This is a genomic window from Paenibacillus sp. NPDC058177 (genome assembly GCF_042883835.1).
GTDB lineage: Bacteria > Bacillota > Bacilli > Paenibacillales > Paenibacillaceae > Paenibacillus_AQ > Paenibacillus_AQ agri.
On record NZ_JBHVVB010000011.1, the window covers coordinates 121,502 to 136,355 of the forward strand.

The window sequence follows — 14,854 nt, forward strand, 5'->3', positions numbered from 1 at the left end:
CGCCATCTTTCCGGAAAAAGAGGCGCAAAGGATATGCCTGCAAGGGGCCACTGCTTAACGGTAGGCAACTTCAGAGAACATGTTCGTGACTTTATACCAGATCCAGCCTACCGCTTGGTCTATGCTTTTGACTTGGCCAGAAATATGGGCCGTTGAAGCCTGATACAGAGAGCCGTCGATGACCGTTACATTGCCGTTGACTTCCCCATACACCTGAGTTTTGCCATTCTCCACCGTAAGATCCCCGGTAATGATTTTGCCGGAAGGTACAATGACTGTATCTCCCTTGATGACAACCTGATCCAGGTTGGTACCCCGAACCACCAGTTGTCTATCCTGATTCCAGAAAGAAACAGAGCTCATCAGCATCACCAAAATAAAGATCGATGCCGCCGTAAGGGCGGGATGTCTCTTGATCCAGGTAATAAACCGTTTCTCCTTCTTGGATTTCGGTAAAGAATTCATTATCCGGCCTACAAGATCTTCCGACGCGACAGGACTTTGGTGCATCAGGGAAAACATCAACATATCGGTCTGTTCCAATTCATTGAACTTCGCACGGCATTCCGGGCAGGATAGAAGATGCTCCTTCAATTCCCTCTGCTGCTGTTCGGGCAAGTCGTCATCCAAATAATCATGCATCATAGAGACGGCCAGTTTGCATTCCATAGGAGCCAATCCTTTCGTGAGTGCTATTTAATTTTTCCAAGACACAGGGTCGGGTCATAAGACTTGCTCATCATACATACGTCCCTGATCTGAAGATGTTTCATAATTCCGCTGGTTATTTTTACATTTTAGGGCCTAATTTTTTACGTAAAAATTCACGTCCGCGGTGTACACGGGTCTTAATCGTGGTCACTGGCATATCCAGTACATCGCTGATCTCCTGAAGTGACAGGTCCTGCAGATATCTCAGGATCATCACGGATCTGTACTTCACAGGCAAGCTGTCAATCGCCTCATAGATAGTTCTCTGTGTCTCAGAGAGCAACAGTTCCGTCTCTGGTGTCACATTATCGCTCGGAATCATGGAATAGCCGTCAATGCCATCCTGATCGTTCATCTCCGCATCCAGTGAATAAGTCGGTTTGCGCTTGCGCAACCGGTCTATGCAGAGGTTCGTGCCGATCCGGTAGATCCATGTCGAGAACTTCTGTTTGTCATCATACCGATCGAGATTTCTGTAGACACGCAAAAACGTCTCCTGAACAATATCCTCCGCTTCATGGCGGTTGTTCAGCATCCGGTACGCCAAATGATATATTTTGTCTTTATATAGTTCCACAAGCTCGGCAAATGCCCTTTGGTCGCCCTTCAGGGCGAGCTTTGTCAATCTGCCTTCCAAATTCTCCACCTGTCAACTCCCCCAGACTTGCCGCCCTTGGCATTCAAAACTAACTGAATATCCACGGTACAAGCATTTAAATCGTAATTCAAGTTTGTGTAAAAATCAAGGATTGTATTGTTACCTTCCATGTCATATGAGGAAAAAAAATGCTGCTTGCAGCAGCAAAACAAGAAGCTGTACTGTCCTCGCTTCCATCTCAACAAAAAAAGCCGTCCGCCCAGACAAAGGGCGAACGGCTTCGTAACCATCGCAAACTCTAAATATAACGTGTTAATGTATCAGCCAGTATTCCGAAGTCCGGCAGCGACGCCGTTGATGGTCAGTAGTACCTCACGCAACAATTCAGCGTCATCCCCATCCTGATCGCGCAGCTCTCTCAGCTCGGACAACAACTGTACCTGCAAGTAGCTAAGCGGATCGACATACGGATTCCGCAGGCGGATCGACTCCTGAATAACCGGAACGTTATCCAGAATATCCTGCTGACCTGTAATTTTCAGAATCAGCTCTGAGGTCAGCTTGAATTCCGCATCAATCTGACCAAAGATGCGCTGACGAGCCTCTTCATTTTTACCCATGCCGGCATATTCCTTCGCAATCACGAGGTCCGCCTTGGAGATGGCCATTTGCAGTGTGTCGATCAGTGTTGTGAAGAACGAGAATTTCTCATACATCGTTTTCAGGATGCTAAGGTTCTCCTCTTTACCGTCATAGAAGCTTTGCAGACCTGTTCCAGCAGCATACCAGGCTGGAAGCAGATACCGGCTCTGCGTCCAGGCGAACACCCAAGGGATGGCCCGCAGATCTTCAAACCGGTCGCTGTTCTTGCGCTTGGAAGGACGGGAACCAATATTTAGCTCGCCCACCTCAGGCAGTGGAGTCGACTCCTTGAAGAAAGTCAGGAAGTCTGGATCACGGAAGATCAGGTCCTGATATTTGTTCAGGGAGACTTCCGAAATTTGCTTCACAATCTCTTCCCACTTGGACTCGTCCAGATCAGTTTGCGGCAATCTAGCATTAACTGCAGCCGTTACCAACGCTGAAGTCGCTTGCTCCAGACTGCGGTAAGCAATCCCCTTCATCGAGTAACGTGAAGAAATAACTTCACCCTGCTCTGTAATCTTGATGCCGCCGCCGATTGTAGAGGCCGGTTGGGCCAAGATACTGCGGTTCAGTGGCATGCCTCCGCGGCCAAGCGCACCACCGCGACCGTGGAAGAACTTCAGCTTGATGCCGAATTTATCAGCGGTAGCAGTGATTTCATTCAGGGCCACCCGCAGTTCCCAGTTCGCAGTAACCACACCGCCGTCTTTGTTACTATCCGAATAACCCAGCATAATTTCCTGCATATCGTTCATCGCCAGTACCGCTTGACGGTATACAGGCAGATTGAATAACGTCTCCATGATTTGTGGTGCTTCATGCAGATCATCAATGGTCTCGAAGAGTGGTACAGCCTGAAGGGTACATACAACTGTGCCGTCATTATCTTTACGGAACAAGCCCACTTCCTTGGCGAAGACCATCACCTCAAGAATATCACTTGCTGCCTGTGACATACTAATGAGATAACTGGTGATGCATTTCTTGCCATATTCATCCTGTGCTTTGAAGATTGTCCGATAAACTTCCAGACATTCTTCCGTGCTCTCACTGTAGTTCTGGTATGGAGAGGTCAACGGACGCGGATCATTGAGCAAACCTTCGAGAAGAACGATCTTCTCTTCTTCCGGTAGCTTAGAGTAATCCGGTGTGATGTTCATCTTCTCCAGAATCTCAGTCATTGCATTCTCATGCTCCTGACTATGCTGGCGAACATCCAGTGTAGCTGTATGGAATCCGAAAAGTTCTACTTGGCGGATCAGTTTCTTAATATAGGTATCGGCCACATAATCGGCATAGTGATGCCGCAGACTGCGGTCGATGACGTTTAGGTCGTGGATGAACGCCTCAGGTGAGGTATAACGCTCAGGCGTGCCTTTTTTCTCATCGTCGAGTACATTCTGTGTCTTGGAGATCATATAGCTCAGCTTGATCCGGTAAGGCTCGTTGTCATTGCGCCAAGCATCGCCCCGGGTCAAATTGATAATTTCCCGATCCTCTTCAATGGAATCCAGCAGCTCTTGTGTAACAGATACAATACTGGTACTGAAGCTAAGATACTTCATCAGTTCCCGCATAATCCGCTGGTATTCCCTGATAGCCAGCTTGCGCTGCATTTGCAGCGTCTGCAGGGTCACGGCAGCCTTCACGGAAGGGTTACCATCACGGTCGCCACCGATCCAGGAACCAAAACGCAGGTACGTAGGCACATGCCAGTTCTGACCCGGATAATATTTACTTAGACATCGTTCAAGTTCTTCATATACATCCGGCAAGACATGGAAAATCGTCTCATGGAAATAGTACATTCCGTTACGAACTTCATCCAGTACTGTAGGCTTACGGTCACGCAGTTCATCCGTCTGCCACAGCGTAATGACTTCATTCAACAGCTTCTCACGAAGCTGTTCCCGCTCCCGGAAGGTTAAGGTAGGATTATCAAGGTACATAACATCGTCGGCTATCCGTTTATGAATATCAAGAATGGCCCGGCGCATTGCTTCCGTCGGGTGGGCTGTAATGACCAGCTCCAGAGACAGGCCTTGTATAATCTCCCGAACCTCTTCATGTGAGAAATCACGTTCTCGAAGTCCTTGAATCGCACTTTCTATAGAACCAGGCTGTACAGTTTCACCGGCTGACCGCTCATAATCACGTTTGCGGCGAATCCGATGATTCTGTTCGGCAATATTCACCAATTGAAAATAAATGGCGAATGCCCGTATAACCTGATGACGATTCTCCGAATCCAGAGAATTAATTAACTCCTTAAATTCACTGTGCAGTTCTGGCAAATACAATGAGCGCAAAGATTTACTGGTCTCGCGGATTTTCTCCACGATTTCCAAAAGTTCGTTGCCGCCTTGGTGAACCAAGACCTCGCCCAAAATGTTCCCCAGGAACCGTACGTCCCGCCGCAGCAGATTGTTCGAGTTGCTTTTGCTAACGGTAGTCGTAAGTTCGGTCATGCTGCTCCCCCCATCCTCTCACGGATCAATGTCTTTAGCATTGTCTCTTTGAAGCTTTCCTCATATCATACAATAAAATCGCCCGGAAATCTTCATCTTTATTACGCGGTAAAGCGATACAGTAATTTTGATTATACACGAATTTCTCCATTATTACAGTCATTTCATCATAATGTATTTCTACATATTATACGGGATATCGTCAATAGCATATTCAACCCTGCTCTCTTGAACGCAGAAGATCCATAAATAATCCCATAAGTGGAGAGAAAAAACGTTCCCGATGATAAGAGCAAAAAATGTGCCGCTGGAACGGATAATTGGGAATACTTCGCATCATTAGCTTCCCCCTGGACACCTCATCCTCTACTGCCATTCTGGAGATAAAAGACACATGTTTGCCACCCAGCAAGGATTGCTTGATGCCTTCCAGCGAATCCAGAAGCAGCGAAGCCCTCGGTGTGAAACCTCCCTGCTGAAACCACTTATTAGTTAATTGCCGCGTACTCGACTCCATGTCATGAAGAATAAAGCTTGCAGAGGCAATCTCAGCCGGCTGCAGCACACTGCGGGAAGCCAGTGGATGTTCAGGTGAAAAGACAAGCACCAGCTCATCTTCACATAAGGAGGTGCTGAGAAGACCCGGCTGTTCAAAACGCTCGGTGGAGAGAATACCGATGTCAATCTCATGGTTCAACAGCATTTCCTTGATAACAAGGGAGGGTTTTACTGTCAAAGAGATTGTCGTTCTGGGGTGCCGCTCACTGAACTCTCCCAAAATTCTTGGCAGCAGATAAGTGGCTGGTACATAGCTTGCGCCAATTTTCAGCGTACCGCGCCCGGCGTTCCCGAACTCCTTGACCACCCGCTGAGCTTCTGCCGCCAGTGAATTGATTTTGACCGCATAGTGGAGGAATGCCCTTCCGCTCTCTGTCAGGATCATCTTGTCCATTCTTGGTTCAAACAGCTTCTCACCCAACTGTTCCTCCAGATTCTTCAAATGGTAGGTAACGGTCGGCTGCTTCAGCCCAAGCGCTTCAGCTACAGGTGTGATTTTCTTATGTTTATCCAATAGCTCCACAATTTGCAGCTTAATTAAATTCAGGTTCATTCTTATCCTCTCCCTCATGGTGCTAGCTCCATCCTAGCATAGAAAAATTCTATGAGTGTTAAGGGAATTGCATGAAAAAGTTAATAACGAGGTTACACTCGGCAAACATAACGGGAACCCTTCTTCTTTACACTAAGTACATACCAAGAACATTCATCAAAAAGTAAAAATTAAATATTAATGACAGGGAGAAAGAAATGAACGAGTTAATCATTCGCGATCTTGCCAAAAGCTTCGGAGATGTTCAAGCCCTGAAGCCGGCTAATCTGCACATCAAGGCAGGAAGCTTCACGACACTGCTCGGACCGTCCGGCTGTGGCAAAACCACATTGCTCCGTCTGCTCGCAGGCCTTGAAACGCCAGATGCAGGAGAGATTTTGGCGGATGGCGAGCCCATTTATTCAGCGTCCCGGAGAGTGAATCAGCCGGTTCACCGCAGAAATTTCGGGATGGTCTTTCAGGATTTCGCGCTCTGGCCGCATCTGAGCGTCTTCGAGAATGTTGCCTTTGGACTGCGGGCAGCCAGGCAGAAGCAAGATTTACGGGGAAGGGTGCTAGAGGCACTGCGGACGGTCAGACTGGACGGGCTGGAAGAACGATATCCTCATCAGCTGTCAGGCGGACAGCAGCAGCGGGTAGCCTTTGCCAGAGCAGTCGTTACCCGTCCACGGCTTGTCCTTTTCGATGAGCCACTGAGCGCTTTGGACGCCATACTCCGCGATGAAATGCGGGTCGAACTGATCTCGCTGGTTAAGAACATTGGGATTACCGCTTTATATGTAACCCATGACCAAGCCGAGGCTATGTCGATGTCAGACGAAGTCGTAGTCATGCAAGGCGGCCATATCCTTCAGAGCGGCTCGCCCGAAGAAATCTATCGTACACCTGCGCATCCTTTTGTCGCACGGTTCATTGGTAAATCGAATTGGGTGATTCCGGATCAGCAAATGCTTCGTCCAGAGCAGCTCCGCTGGTCCCAGGAGGGCGATTCCAATCTGTCCTTTCATGGCACGATCCGGCACGTCAGCTATATGGGCGATCGTTACGAAATGATCCTGGATATGCAAGACATGGGGCAATGGATTGCCTATCATGAACAGCGGCTACGCGTCGGCGATAACGTATGTCTGTATGCATCTCCGGGGCAAATTCACAAGCTGAATCCATCCGGAAGATAACTTTTGTACTGAACTTCAACCTATTCTATGGAGGTATTATCAATGAAAAAATGGGTCAATCAGAAACGAATCGGTAGTCTTCTTCTCACCACAGTCTTAGGGCTGAGTCTTGCAGGCTGCGGCAACGCCAACACACCTGCTGCGGATGCAGCCAATAATGGAGCGACTGGGAACACAGCTGTGGATCCAACGGCCTCTCCTCCTGGGACAAGCCTTAGCGGTAACCTCGTGGTATATAGCGCAGGCCCTGAAGGCCTGGCGAACAAGATCAAGGAAGGTTTTGAAGCAAAGACCGGGGTAAAGGTTGAGATGTTCCAAGGTACCACCGGTAAAATCCTAGCCCGCATGGAAGCGGAAAAATCAAATCCGGCCGTGGATATTGTCGTTCTGGCTTCCCTTCCTTCGATGCAAGGAATGAAAAAAGACGATCTGCTGCTTCCATATAAGGAAGCCGTCAACTCGGACAAACTGGTGAGCGACTGGTCTGATCCAGACGGCAGCTATTTTAGCTACAGCGCCTCTGCACTTGGCATTGTCTACAATACGAAGAAAGTAACTACACCTCCAACTTCCTGGTCAGATCTCGGCAAGCCAGAGTGGAAAGGACAAGTTAACATCCCTGATCCATCGCTGTCCGGCTCGGCGCTTGATTTCATGACTGGCTATCTGAGTGCTCAAGGAGAATCCGGTTGGGACCTCTTCAAGCAATACAAGGCCAATGGAGTAGCGATGGCTGGCGCGAACCAGGAAGCACTTGATCCAGTAATTACAGGTGCCAAGTCCGTAGTCGCTGCAGGTGTAGATTACATGGCTTACAAGGCAAAGGCTGCCGGTGAACCGGTTGACATCGTCTATCCTGCCGAAGGAACTGTGATCAGCCCACGTCCGGCTGCGATTATCAAAACAAGTCCAAATGTAGACAACGCCAAAGCTTTTATCGATTACCTGCTTTCTGATGAGGCCCAAGCCATGGTCTCCAAGGCATATCTCCTGCCGGGACGCACAGATGTTAAGGCTGAAGGACGCGCCAACCTGGATGAGATCAAGACGTATGATGTGAAATGGGACTGGATGAACGACCACGGCGATGAGGTCTCCACTACCTTTACGGATCTGTTCAAATAAGCATTATGAAGAAGTCTTCTGTACGTACCTTTCCATGGAGAGGGGGCAGCCTGGCACTGGGGATATTGGCGATCCTGGTGCTGCTGCCGCTGCTCCTGATTTTCTGGACAAGTATTTCGCCAGGCGGCAGGCTTGATATTGCTGCTCCCTTAAAGACGATTGTGAACAACAGGGGATTGTTAGAGGTTCTATTGAACTCGCTGGGTCTAGGAGTTAGTGTTATTGCCCTGACTACCGTCTTCGCCCTTCCACTGGCCTGGATTATGGCGAAAACGTCTATCGGCCGTCATCGCTGGCTGGATGTCGTTCTGTTGATTCCCTTCATGACACCGCCCTATATCGGTTCTATGGGCTGGATGCTGTTTATGCAGTCCGGGGGATATATGGAGCAGTTGCTGCCCGCTTCTGCGGCGGTTACTCCCTATTTCTTCTCCTACTGGGGTATGGTTCTGATTATGAGTCTGCATTTATTCCCTTTTCTCTATCTGCTACTGCGTAATTCGCTGCTGCAGATCGGCGGCAGTCTGGAAGAGGCCGCTGCGGTTCATGGCGCATCTTTTGCTTATAAGAGCAGGAAAGTAATCCTCCCCTTGTTATTATCCAGTTATGGGCTGGGCGCGCTGCTGATCTTTGTCAAAACGATTGCTGAATTCGGGACGCCGGCAACCTTTGGCCGCAAAATCGGCTTCTATGTCCTTACTTCCGAAATTCACCGCTACATCGCCAGTTGGCCGATTGATTTCGGTAAAGCTACCTCATTAGCTTCTGTATTGCTGGGGGTATGTTTGGTTATGTGGTACATTCAGACCTTAATTAGCAGTCGGTACTCCTATCGTCTGGTTGGCGGCAAAGGAATGCGTAGCAAAAGCAAAACCTCAGGGGGACTTGCAGGCTTGGCCAGTTGGGGTTATCTAGTATTCCTGCTTATTGCTTCGATTGGAGTACCTTATTTCTCCATTATCACTGCTTCGCTGCTCAAACTGCGGGGAGAGGGTTTGTCTTGGGGGAATCTGACGCTGAATCATTATCGGGAGCTGCTGTCCCCCGGTTCTCCTGGAATGCACGCACTAATCAATAGCTTAGGCCTGGCTGTGGCCGCTTCTTGTATTGCAGTAATTCTAGGCACCTGGTTCGGACTGACCATTGGCAAAGCCACGTCATGGAGGCAGAAACTCACCGACCTTTTCAGTTTACTGCCGAATACCGTACCAGGCATTGTATTAGTCGTGGGCCTGATTCTGTTCTGGAACGCCCGCTGGATGCCAATTCCGCTATACAATACGTACGGCATGGTCGTACTGACTTATGTAGTGTTGTTTCTTCCTTATACCGTGCAATATGTAAAATCAAGCTATGGGCAGCTGGACCCCGCCTTGATGCAGGCAGGCCAAGTGTTTGGCGGCAGCCGGATATATGTTTTTAGGCGTATCCTGCTGCCGCTGATCCTGCCCGGCATGGCCGCGGGTTGGATGATGACCTTCACCATTTCCAATCGGGAATTGGTCGCCTCGTTGCTGATCCTGCCCCCGTCTATGCAGACATCAGCAACTTATATTTTCGCCCAGTTTGAGCAGGGCGCTGTTGCGCTCGGTATGGCCATGGCCGTCGTTTCTGTCGGCATCACAACCGCCTTGCTACTGGCGATCGAATATCTAAACCCTGACAGAAAGCGGAGACAACGATGACTACACTAACCATATGGGGGGGCGCCGGGGAGCATGGGCGCTCCTCTTATCTTATCAGGAACGAACAGAGGGGCATCCTGCTGGATTGCGGAGTCAAAAAAGAAGCCGGGAGCGAATATCCGCTGCTGGAAGCAGAGCGAATTCCGGAACTGCTGGCTGTCTTTCTCTCCCATGCCCACGAGGATCACTCCGCTGCGCTGCCTCTTCTCTATAAATACGGATATAAAGGAAAGGTGTGGACGACCCGGGAAACCGCGCTGCAGCTGCCGGATTATTTTACAGCTTGGCGTAATTACGTGACTGCAGGACCGACTCCACTTCCTTTTGAACAAGCAGATTGTGAGGCGATTGAGTTCGCCTATCTGGAGGAACACACTGCCCCCTTAACATGGCATTGCCTGGCTCCAGGTCTTCGTGTCATGTGGGGCCGCAGCGGTCATATGATCGGATCGATTTGGCTGGTCCTGGAGTGGGACGGCAAAATCATCTTCTTCTCTGGCGATTTTACTGGGGAATCTCAGTTGCTGGCGGTGGATGATCCGGGCTTGGCATTGTTCCCTTCTGCCTTGCAGAAGAGTGAGGAGCACTCGGCTGAGATGACAATCGGGAAGAAGTCGGAGGAAATAGCTGAAACGACACCGAAAGCGGCAACTCAAGAGATAACTCAAAAGACAAATATAGGGATAACTGAAGAGATAGGCGAAGAGGCTATTGGGGAAGCAGGCACAATGACTATAGCCGTTGAAAAGATATCCCAACGTTCTATAGATCTCGCGATCATCGATGGAGCCTACGGCACTGATCCCGAGACCCAGAGTGACAAGCTGCTGCAATTGGAGTCCGCAATCCGCAGCACATTGGAGGCAAATGGGACCGTCCTTTTACCTGTTCCACTGTATGGGCGAGGTCAAGAACTGCTTGTCTGGGCCGGGGAACAATACCCGGATACAAAGTTAGTCGCGGAAGACAGATTGCTCGCACCTTTACGTGAGCTTGAACAAAGCTCCTTTTGGCTCAGGGAGACAGCTACCTCACGTATTCAAGCATTGCTGAACAGTGACAAGCTGCATATTGTTTCAGATTCGGACCAGCGTAGGCAGGCTATGGATCAATCCAATGGAGCTATCATCTTTACAGATGATGGCATGCTACTCTCTTCTACAGCCCGCTGGTATTACGATCAGTTATCGGCCAGCCCCAGCAGCCAGGTTATCTTCACTGGGCATCTACCGGCTGGCAGCTTTGCGCAGGGACTGGTGACTTCTCCTCCTGCTGGCGGACCTGCCATTTCCTTAATCCGCTACAAGGTCCATCAGGGCCTGCCGGATATCCGGGATATGCTGCACAGCATTCCCAGCCGTCAGAATGTACTCGTTCACGCACCGGATCACCATAATCGGCAGGCGATCACCCTGCTCCAAGCGGAGGGTACTGCTGGACTGCATGCTCTTTTGCCTGGAGACCAATTGCACTTCTAATTGAATCTACTATGTAAAAGGCTGATACAACGGAACCCTGCGATTCCTGTATCAGCCCTTTGTTTATTATTCATTATTTTAACGATTGCATGTAATCTCCACCGTCTTGGTAAGCGCATCGTAGCCCGTAACCTTCGCGCCCAGTGCTTCGACAAGCACTCGTACCGGTACATAGGTCACTCCCTTATCCAACAGGCCGTCAGCGACTTTAAATACCTATGAACAATCTCTTTCATCCCTCCCGTTCCTGGATAAACAAAAACGGATACAGTCCTTATAGCAGGAACTCTATCCGTTTAAGACTATGGCAGCTGAGCCAAGAAACTTTTCACCGCACTCTTAGTTTTTCAGCCTTGCTGGCCTGATGTGTAGTGGAGCATTCATGCTCCTGCGGTGTCCTTTTGCTTCATTTGCCATGTGATAATCATACCCCCTTATTCAGTGCACAGAGACGGTGTTACGGCGAACTTCAGCAGAGCTTAAGGATGGAATAGAGCGGTTTTTAGAAGAGAACATGCGTTCTTAAAATATATAGAATTATTAAGTTAGCGGGCCTAACATATAAAAAAGCTGCACCACCCACATTGCGGATGATACAGCTTCTATAGATTTAATAGTTGCAATAAACTGTGATCCCAGGTTCCTTTCTGGGATCTTTAGAGGTGGCCGATACTCTCTAAGGAGGATCCACCTCTTTCTAGCTTCGGCGACTTTGACGTAACTTTTAACAGAGAGTCCAGTGACAGCAGCCCAAGATCGGTTAATGCCAGCGCCATTTTATAAAAAGCCTTGGAACGTATCTTTACGTATGTGTCCTTGCTAACGGGTGGATCAAACACATGATTGTATATGGTGTAATCGTACATCTCATCTCTTCTCATGTACCGTTCCCGTACCAGCTGCTGCTCTCTTGTGTCCAGCCTGTCCACCACCGTGTCGATTGCGGCACAATAAGCTCTACGAGCAGCAGGCACATCCACATTATGTGTGGCGAGCGCCGCCGTCTGATCTGTAATAGCATTCGTTGGTCCATGAAAACGTTCAGTATAGGAATAAGTGATACTTGCTTCCTTAGCCTCAAAGGTAACGGTTTTAAAAATACGGTATTTCTCCAGCATGCTTTCTATAGTGATCTGTGTCCGGCGGCGGTCCAGTTCAGGTAAAGAAGATAGGTTCAGCACAGCATACACTCCCTTGTATTATATTTGCAGTATTTCTCCAAGATTTGTGGTAAAATTCTACTTGTTCGTATTTTGTTCGCCTTTTTCAATAATATACCACCTCTCTTCCAATTCCGTAAAATCCGATTTAAGGCTATATGGGTCGGTTAATAGCTGTTTTTCATCACATTTCTTGCCTTTTGGCAATAAACCATTCTTTGTTGTTTACCTCTTGGCAAAAATGGCTTATATTATTTACAGCAGCTAACAGTGCAGAAGGAGTGGGTAGTGATGGAACAAGAATTTGGCCGTTTTTTAAAAGAGCTTCGCGAACAAAGAGGACTAACCATCAATCAATTGGCATCTGCAGCAGGTATCAGCGGTTCACAAATCTCACGGATCGAGAATGGTCTGAGAGGCATCCCCAAACCGGCAACCCTACGCAAGATCGCTGAAGCAACAGGATGTTCTTATGAAGAACTGATGGAGCGTGCAGGGTATTTACAAGATCTAGGTGCTGCTGAAGCCGAAATCGTCCCTGAATGGGCTACAAACAAGGACAAGCGTGATTTCCGTAAAATGCTGGAAGATGACGGTGAATTGATGTTCGATGGTATTCCGCTGGATAAGGAGGACAAGCAGAGGATTAAAGACGTGCTTACGGGGTTGTTCTGGGAGGCCAAACAAATGAATAAGCGCAAAAAGCCCAAACAAGAGTAAGCGTTCAAGACTTCAGTAGGATAAAACAACAAATACACTAAACGTACTGCAGGTGAAGACAATGGATGAATTGATTAATAATCTGATTAAAAAATATAAGACCAACTGTCCTTTTGAACTTTCCAGGGCACTCGGCATTCACATTCGTTTTATGAATCTGGGGACAGGTACGAAGGGATTATATTATCGAAAATTAAGAAGAAGATTTATCGTCATTCATAATGAACTGCCTGTAGAATGGCAGCGATTCGTTTGTGCACATGAACTGGGGCATGATCGACTTCACAAAGGTATTAACCGTTTTTTCCTGGAAGAGAACTCTTACTTCGCCCCTGGTAAGCTGGAGAGGCAAGCGAATGCCTTTGCGATCCAACTGCTGACGGCCAATACTGCGCCAGAACAGGACGAATCACATAAAGGCTACTATCTGAGATTAGGCATCCCACCGGAGGTTCGACTATTTTTGCAGGATTAATTAGAATGTACACTTCGTCATCCCCATCTACCAGTCAATTACATAGATCTGTCCTGCCGATCAGATGATTGATAATTCAGCTTAACTGTAGAACTTTGCAACCTCCCAAGCTTCTTTAGGCTTGTTTAGGCTTCTTTTTAAGTTCTCTAGGCTTTTTCAAAGCTGTAGTACTTATGCACATCTCTCATTATTAGCAAAAGTTACACAACAAAAAAACTCTTACCAGAGTAAGAGTTAATTAGCAGTTAAATATCGGGATGACACGATTTGAACATGCGACCCCCTGGTCCCAAACCAGGTGCTCTACCAAGCTGAGCTACATCCCGAAAGTATAAGATTATGGAGCGGGTGATGGGAATCGAACCCACGCTATCAGCTTGGAAGGCTGAAGTTCTACCATTGAACTACACCCGCAAAAAAAATTTAAAATCGGGATGACACGATTTGAACATGCGACCCCCTGGTCCCAAACCAGGTGCTCTACCAAGCTGAGCTACATCCCGATAATATAAAATGGCGCGCCCTGAGAGATTCGAACTCCCGGCCTTTTGATTCGTAGTCAAACGCTCTATCCAGCTGAGCTAAGGGCGCAAAATTATGGAGCGGACGACGGGAATCGAACCCGCGACCCTCGCCTTGGCAAGGCGATGCTCTACCGCTGAGCCACGTCCGCATAAGTGGTGCGCGTGAAGGGACTTGAACCCCCACGTCGTTAAACGCCAGATCCTAAGTCTGGTGCGTCTGCCATTCCGCCACACGCGCATAATACTAATAAAAGTGAGCCATGAAGGACTCGAACCTTCGACACCCTGATTAAAAGTCAGGTGCTCTACCAACTGAGCTAATGGCTCATAAGTTAGGTGTATCCGATCAGTAACCGGACTCTCACCAAAGCTTAACTTCACTTGTTTATAGTGAAATGGCTGGGGATATAGGATTCGAACCTATGGATGACGGAGTCAAAGTCCGTTGCCTTACCGCTTGGCTAATCCCCATTAATGGATACCTATATATTATCCAATATCTCCTCATTTATGAAGACGATAATGGTGGAGGCTGAGGGGATCGAACCCCCGACCCTCTGCTTGTAAGGCAGATGCTCTCCCAGCTGAGCTAAGCCTCCATATGTATAGTAACCCTTGATGGGTAACGATAAGTAAAAATTGGTGACCCGTAGGGGATTCGAACCCCTGTTACCTCCGTGAAAGGGAGGTGTCTTAACCCCTTGACCAACGGGCCTTAAACTTGTGGAGCTCTCAACCGGATTCGAACCGGTGACCTCTTCCTTACCATGGAAGCACTCTACCTACTGAGCTATGAGAGCATGGCTCCCCGAACAGGACTCGAACCTGTGACAACTCGATTAACAGTCGAGTGCTCTACCAACTGAGCTATCAGGGAATACTGCTTGGCGGCGTCCTACTCTCCCAGGACCCTTCGGTCCAAGTACCATCGGCGCTGGAGGGCTTAACGGTCGTGTTCGGGATGGGTACGCGTGGA

The 14,854-nt window shown here is 48.5% G+C and carries 12 protein-coding genes, 12 tRNA genes and 1 rRNA gene; 6 read left to right on the top strand and 19 right to left on the bottom strand.

The window, feature by feature from the left end:
* Window positions 1-54 precede the first annotated feature (54 nt).
* The 4 genes from ACFVU8_RS28615 to ACFVU8_RS28630 form a co-directional block, all read right to left on the bottom strand.
* Window positions 55-669 carry a zf-HC2 domain-containing protein gene (locus ACFVU8_RS28615; RefSeq protein WP_175371809.1) on the bottom strand — a complete coding sequence of 205 codons (615 nt, stop codon included), beginning with the start codon at window positions 667-669 and terminating at the stop codon, window positions 55-57.
* Between the two features lie 121 nt (window positions 670-790).
* Window positions 791-1,357 carry an RNA polymerase sigma factor SigW gene (gene sigW, locus ACFVU8_RS28620; RefSeq protein WP_066366323.1) on the bottom strand — a complete coding sequence of 189 codons (567 nt, stop codon included), beginning with the start codon at window positions 1,355-1,357 and terminating at the stop codon, window positions 791-793.
* A gap of 272 nt (window positions 1,358-1,629) precedes the next feature.
* Window positions 1,630-4,422, bottom strand: coding sequence for a phosphoenolpyruvate carboxylase (gene ppc / locus ACFVU8_RS28625; protein WP_379468948.1), 2,793 nt, complete (start codon window positions 4,420-4,422; stop codon window positions 1,630-1,632).
* Between the two features lie 214 nt (window positions 4,423-4,636).
* Complete coding sequence (locus ACFVU8_RS28630; protein ID WP_387432002.1) at window positions 4,637-5,533, bottom strand: LysR substrate-binding domain-containing protein; 897 nt, start codon at window positions 5,531-5,533, stop codon at window positions 4,637-4,639.
* Window positions 5,534-5,730: 197 nt separating this feature from the next.
* Here ACFVU8_RS28630 and ACFVU8_RS28635 point away from each other — a divergent pair, with 197 nt between their 5' ends.
* From ACFVU8_RS28635 to ACFVU8_RS28650, 4 genes are read left to right on the top strand one after another with little or no spacing between them, the layout of a single operon-like run.
* Entirely contained in the window at window positions 5,731-6,711 is a 981-nt protein-coding gene (locus ACFVU8_RS28635; RefSeq protein ID WP_387432005.1) for an ABC transporter ATP-binding protein, read from the top strand.
* A 42-nt stretch (window positions 6,712-6,753) separates the two neighbouring features.
* On the top strand, window positions 6,754-7,836 hold the full coding sequence (locus ACFVU8_RS28640) for an ABC transporter substrate-binding protein (protein ID WP_387432007.1): 1,083 nt from the start codon (window positions 6,754-6,756) through the stop codon (window positions 7,834-7,836).
* A 5-nt stretch (window positions 7,837-7,841) separates the two neighbouring features.
* Window positions 7,842-9,521, top strand: coding sequence for an ABC transporter permease (locus ACFVU8_RS28645; RefSeq protein ID WP_387432010.1), 1,680 nt, complete (start codon window positions 7,842-7,844; stop codon window positions 9,519-9,521).
* Window positions 9,518-10,999 carry an MBL fold metallo-hydrolase gene (locus ACFVU8_RS28650; protein ID WP_387432013.1) on the top strand — a complete coding sequence of 494 codons (1,482 nt, stop codon included), beginning with the start codon at window positions 9,518-9,520 and terminating at the stop codon, window positions 10,997-10,999. The genes ACFVU8_RS28645 and ACFVU8_RS28650 overlap by 4 nt, the downstream gene beginning before the upstream one ends.
* A 78-nt stretch (window positions 11,000-11,077) precedes the next feature.
* On the opposite strand, the gene ACFVU8_RS28655 is transcribed toward ACFVU8_RS28650, so the two are convergent.
* Both ACFVU8_RS28655 and ACFVU8_RS28660 read right to left on the bottom strand, forming a co-directional pair.
* Complete coding sequence (locus tag ACFVU8_RS28655; protein ID WP_387432016.1) at window positions 11,078-11,191, bottom strand: stalk domain-containing protein; 114 nt, start codon at window positions 11,189-11,191, stop codon at window positions 11,078-11,080.
* Between the two features lie 464 nt (window positions 11,192-11,655).
* Entirely contained in the window at window positions 11,656-12,177 is a 522-nt protein-coding gene (locus ACFVU8_RS28660; protein WP_175371846.1) for an ArpU family phage packaging/lysis transcriptional regulator, read from the bottom strand.
* Between the two features lie 273 nt (window positions 12,178-12,450).
* On the opposite strand from ACFVU8_RS28660, the gene ACFVU8_RS28665 reads away from it, so the two are divergent.
* Window positions 12,451-12,879, top strand: a complete 429-nt coding sequence (locus ACFVU8_RS28665; protein WP_387432018.1) for a helix-turn-helix domain-containing protein — start codon at window positions 12,451-12,453, stop codon at window positions 12,877-12,879.
* Window positions 12,880-12,940: 61 nt separating this feature from the next.
* Entirely contained in the window at window positions 12,941-13,354 is a 414-nt protein-coding gene (locus ACFVU8_RS28670) for an ImmA/IrrE family metallo-endopeptidase (protein WP_387432020.1), read from the top strand.
* A 252-nt stretch (window positions 13,355-13,606) separates the two neighbouring features.
* Here ACFVU8_RS28670 and ACFVU8_RS28675 read toward each other — a convergent pair.
* From ACFVU8_RS28675 to rrf, 13 genes are all read right to left on the bottom strand, one after another.
* Window positions 13,607-13,680 (bottom strand) — tRNA-Pro (locus ACFVU8_RS28675).
* 14 nt (window positions 13,681-13,694) lie between these two features.
* Window positions 13,695-13,768 (bottom strand) — tRNA-Gly (locus ACFVU8_RS28680).
* Window positions 13,769-13,783: 15 nt separating this feature from the next.
* Window positions 13,784-13,857 (bottom strand) — tRNA-Pro (locus tag ACFVU8_RS28685).
* Window positions 13,858-13,868: 11 nt separating this feature from the next.
* A tRNA-Arg gene (locus ACFVU8_RS28690) sits at window positions 13,869-13,945 on the bottom strand.
* 7 nt (window positions 13,946-13,952) lie between these two features.
* Window positions 13,953-14,027 (bottom strand) — tRNA-Gly (locus tag ACFVU8_RS28695).
* A gap of 5 nt (window positions 14,028-14,032) precedes the next feature.
* A tRNA-Leu gene (locus ACFVU8_RS28700) sits at window positions 14,033-14,116 on the bottom strand.
* 16 nt (window positions 14,117-14,132) lie between these two features.
* Window positions 14,133-14,205: transfer RNA gene (locus ACFVU8_RS28705), tRNA-Lys, on the bottom strand.
* A gap of 69 nt (window positions 14,206-14,274) precedes the next feature.
* Window positions 14,275-14,349 (bottom strand) — tRNA-Gln (locus tag ACFVU8_RS28710).
* Window positions 14,350-14,401: 52 nt separating this feature from the next.
* Window positions 14,402-14,477 (bottom strand) — tRNA-Val (locus ACFVU8_RS28715).
* A gap of 41 nt (window positions 14,478-14,518) precedes the next feature.
* Window positions 14,519-14,593, bottom strand: a tRNA-Glu gene (locus tag ACFVU8_RS28720).
* Between the two features lie 9 nt (window positions 14,594-14,602).
* Window positions 14,603-14,678, bottom strand: a tRNA-Thr gene (locus ACFVU8_RS28725).
* A 1-nt stretch (window position 14,679) separates the two neighbouring features.
* Window positions 14,680-14,755: transfer RNA gene (locus ACFVU8_RS28730), tRNA-Asn, on the bottom strand.
* 5 nt (window positions 14,756-14,760) lie between these two features.
* Window positions 14,761-14,854 (bottom strand): 5S ribosomal RNA (gene rrf, locus ACFVU8_RS28735); the annotation flags it as partial.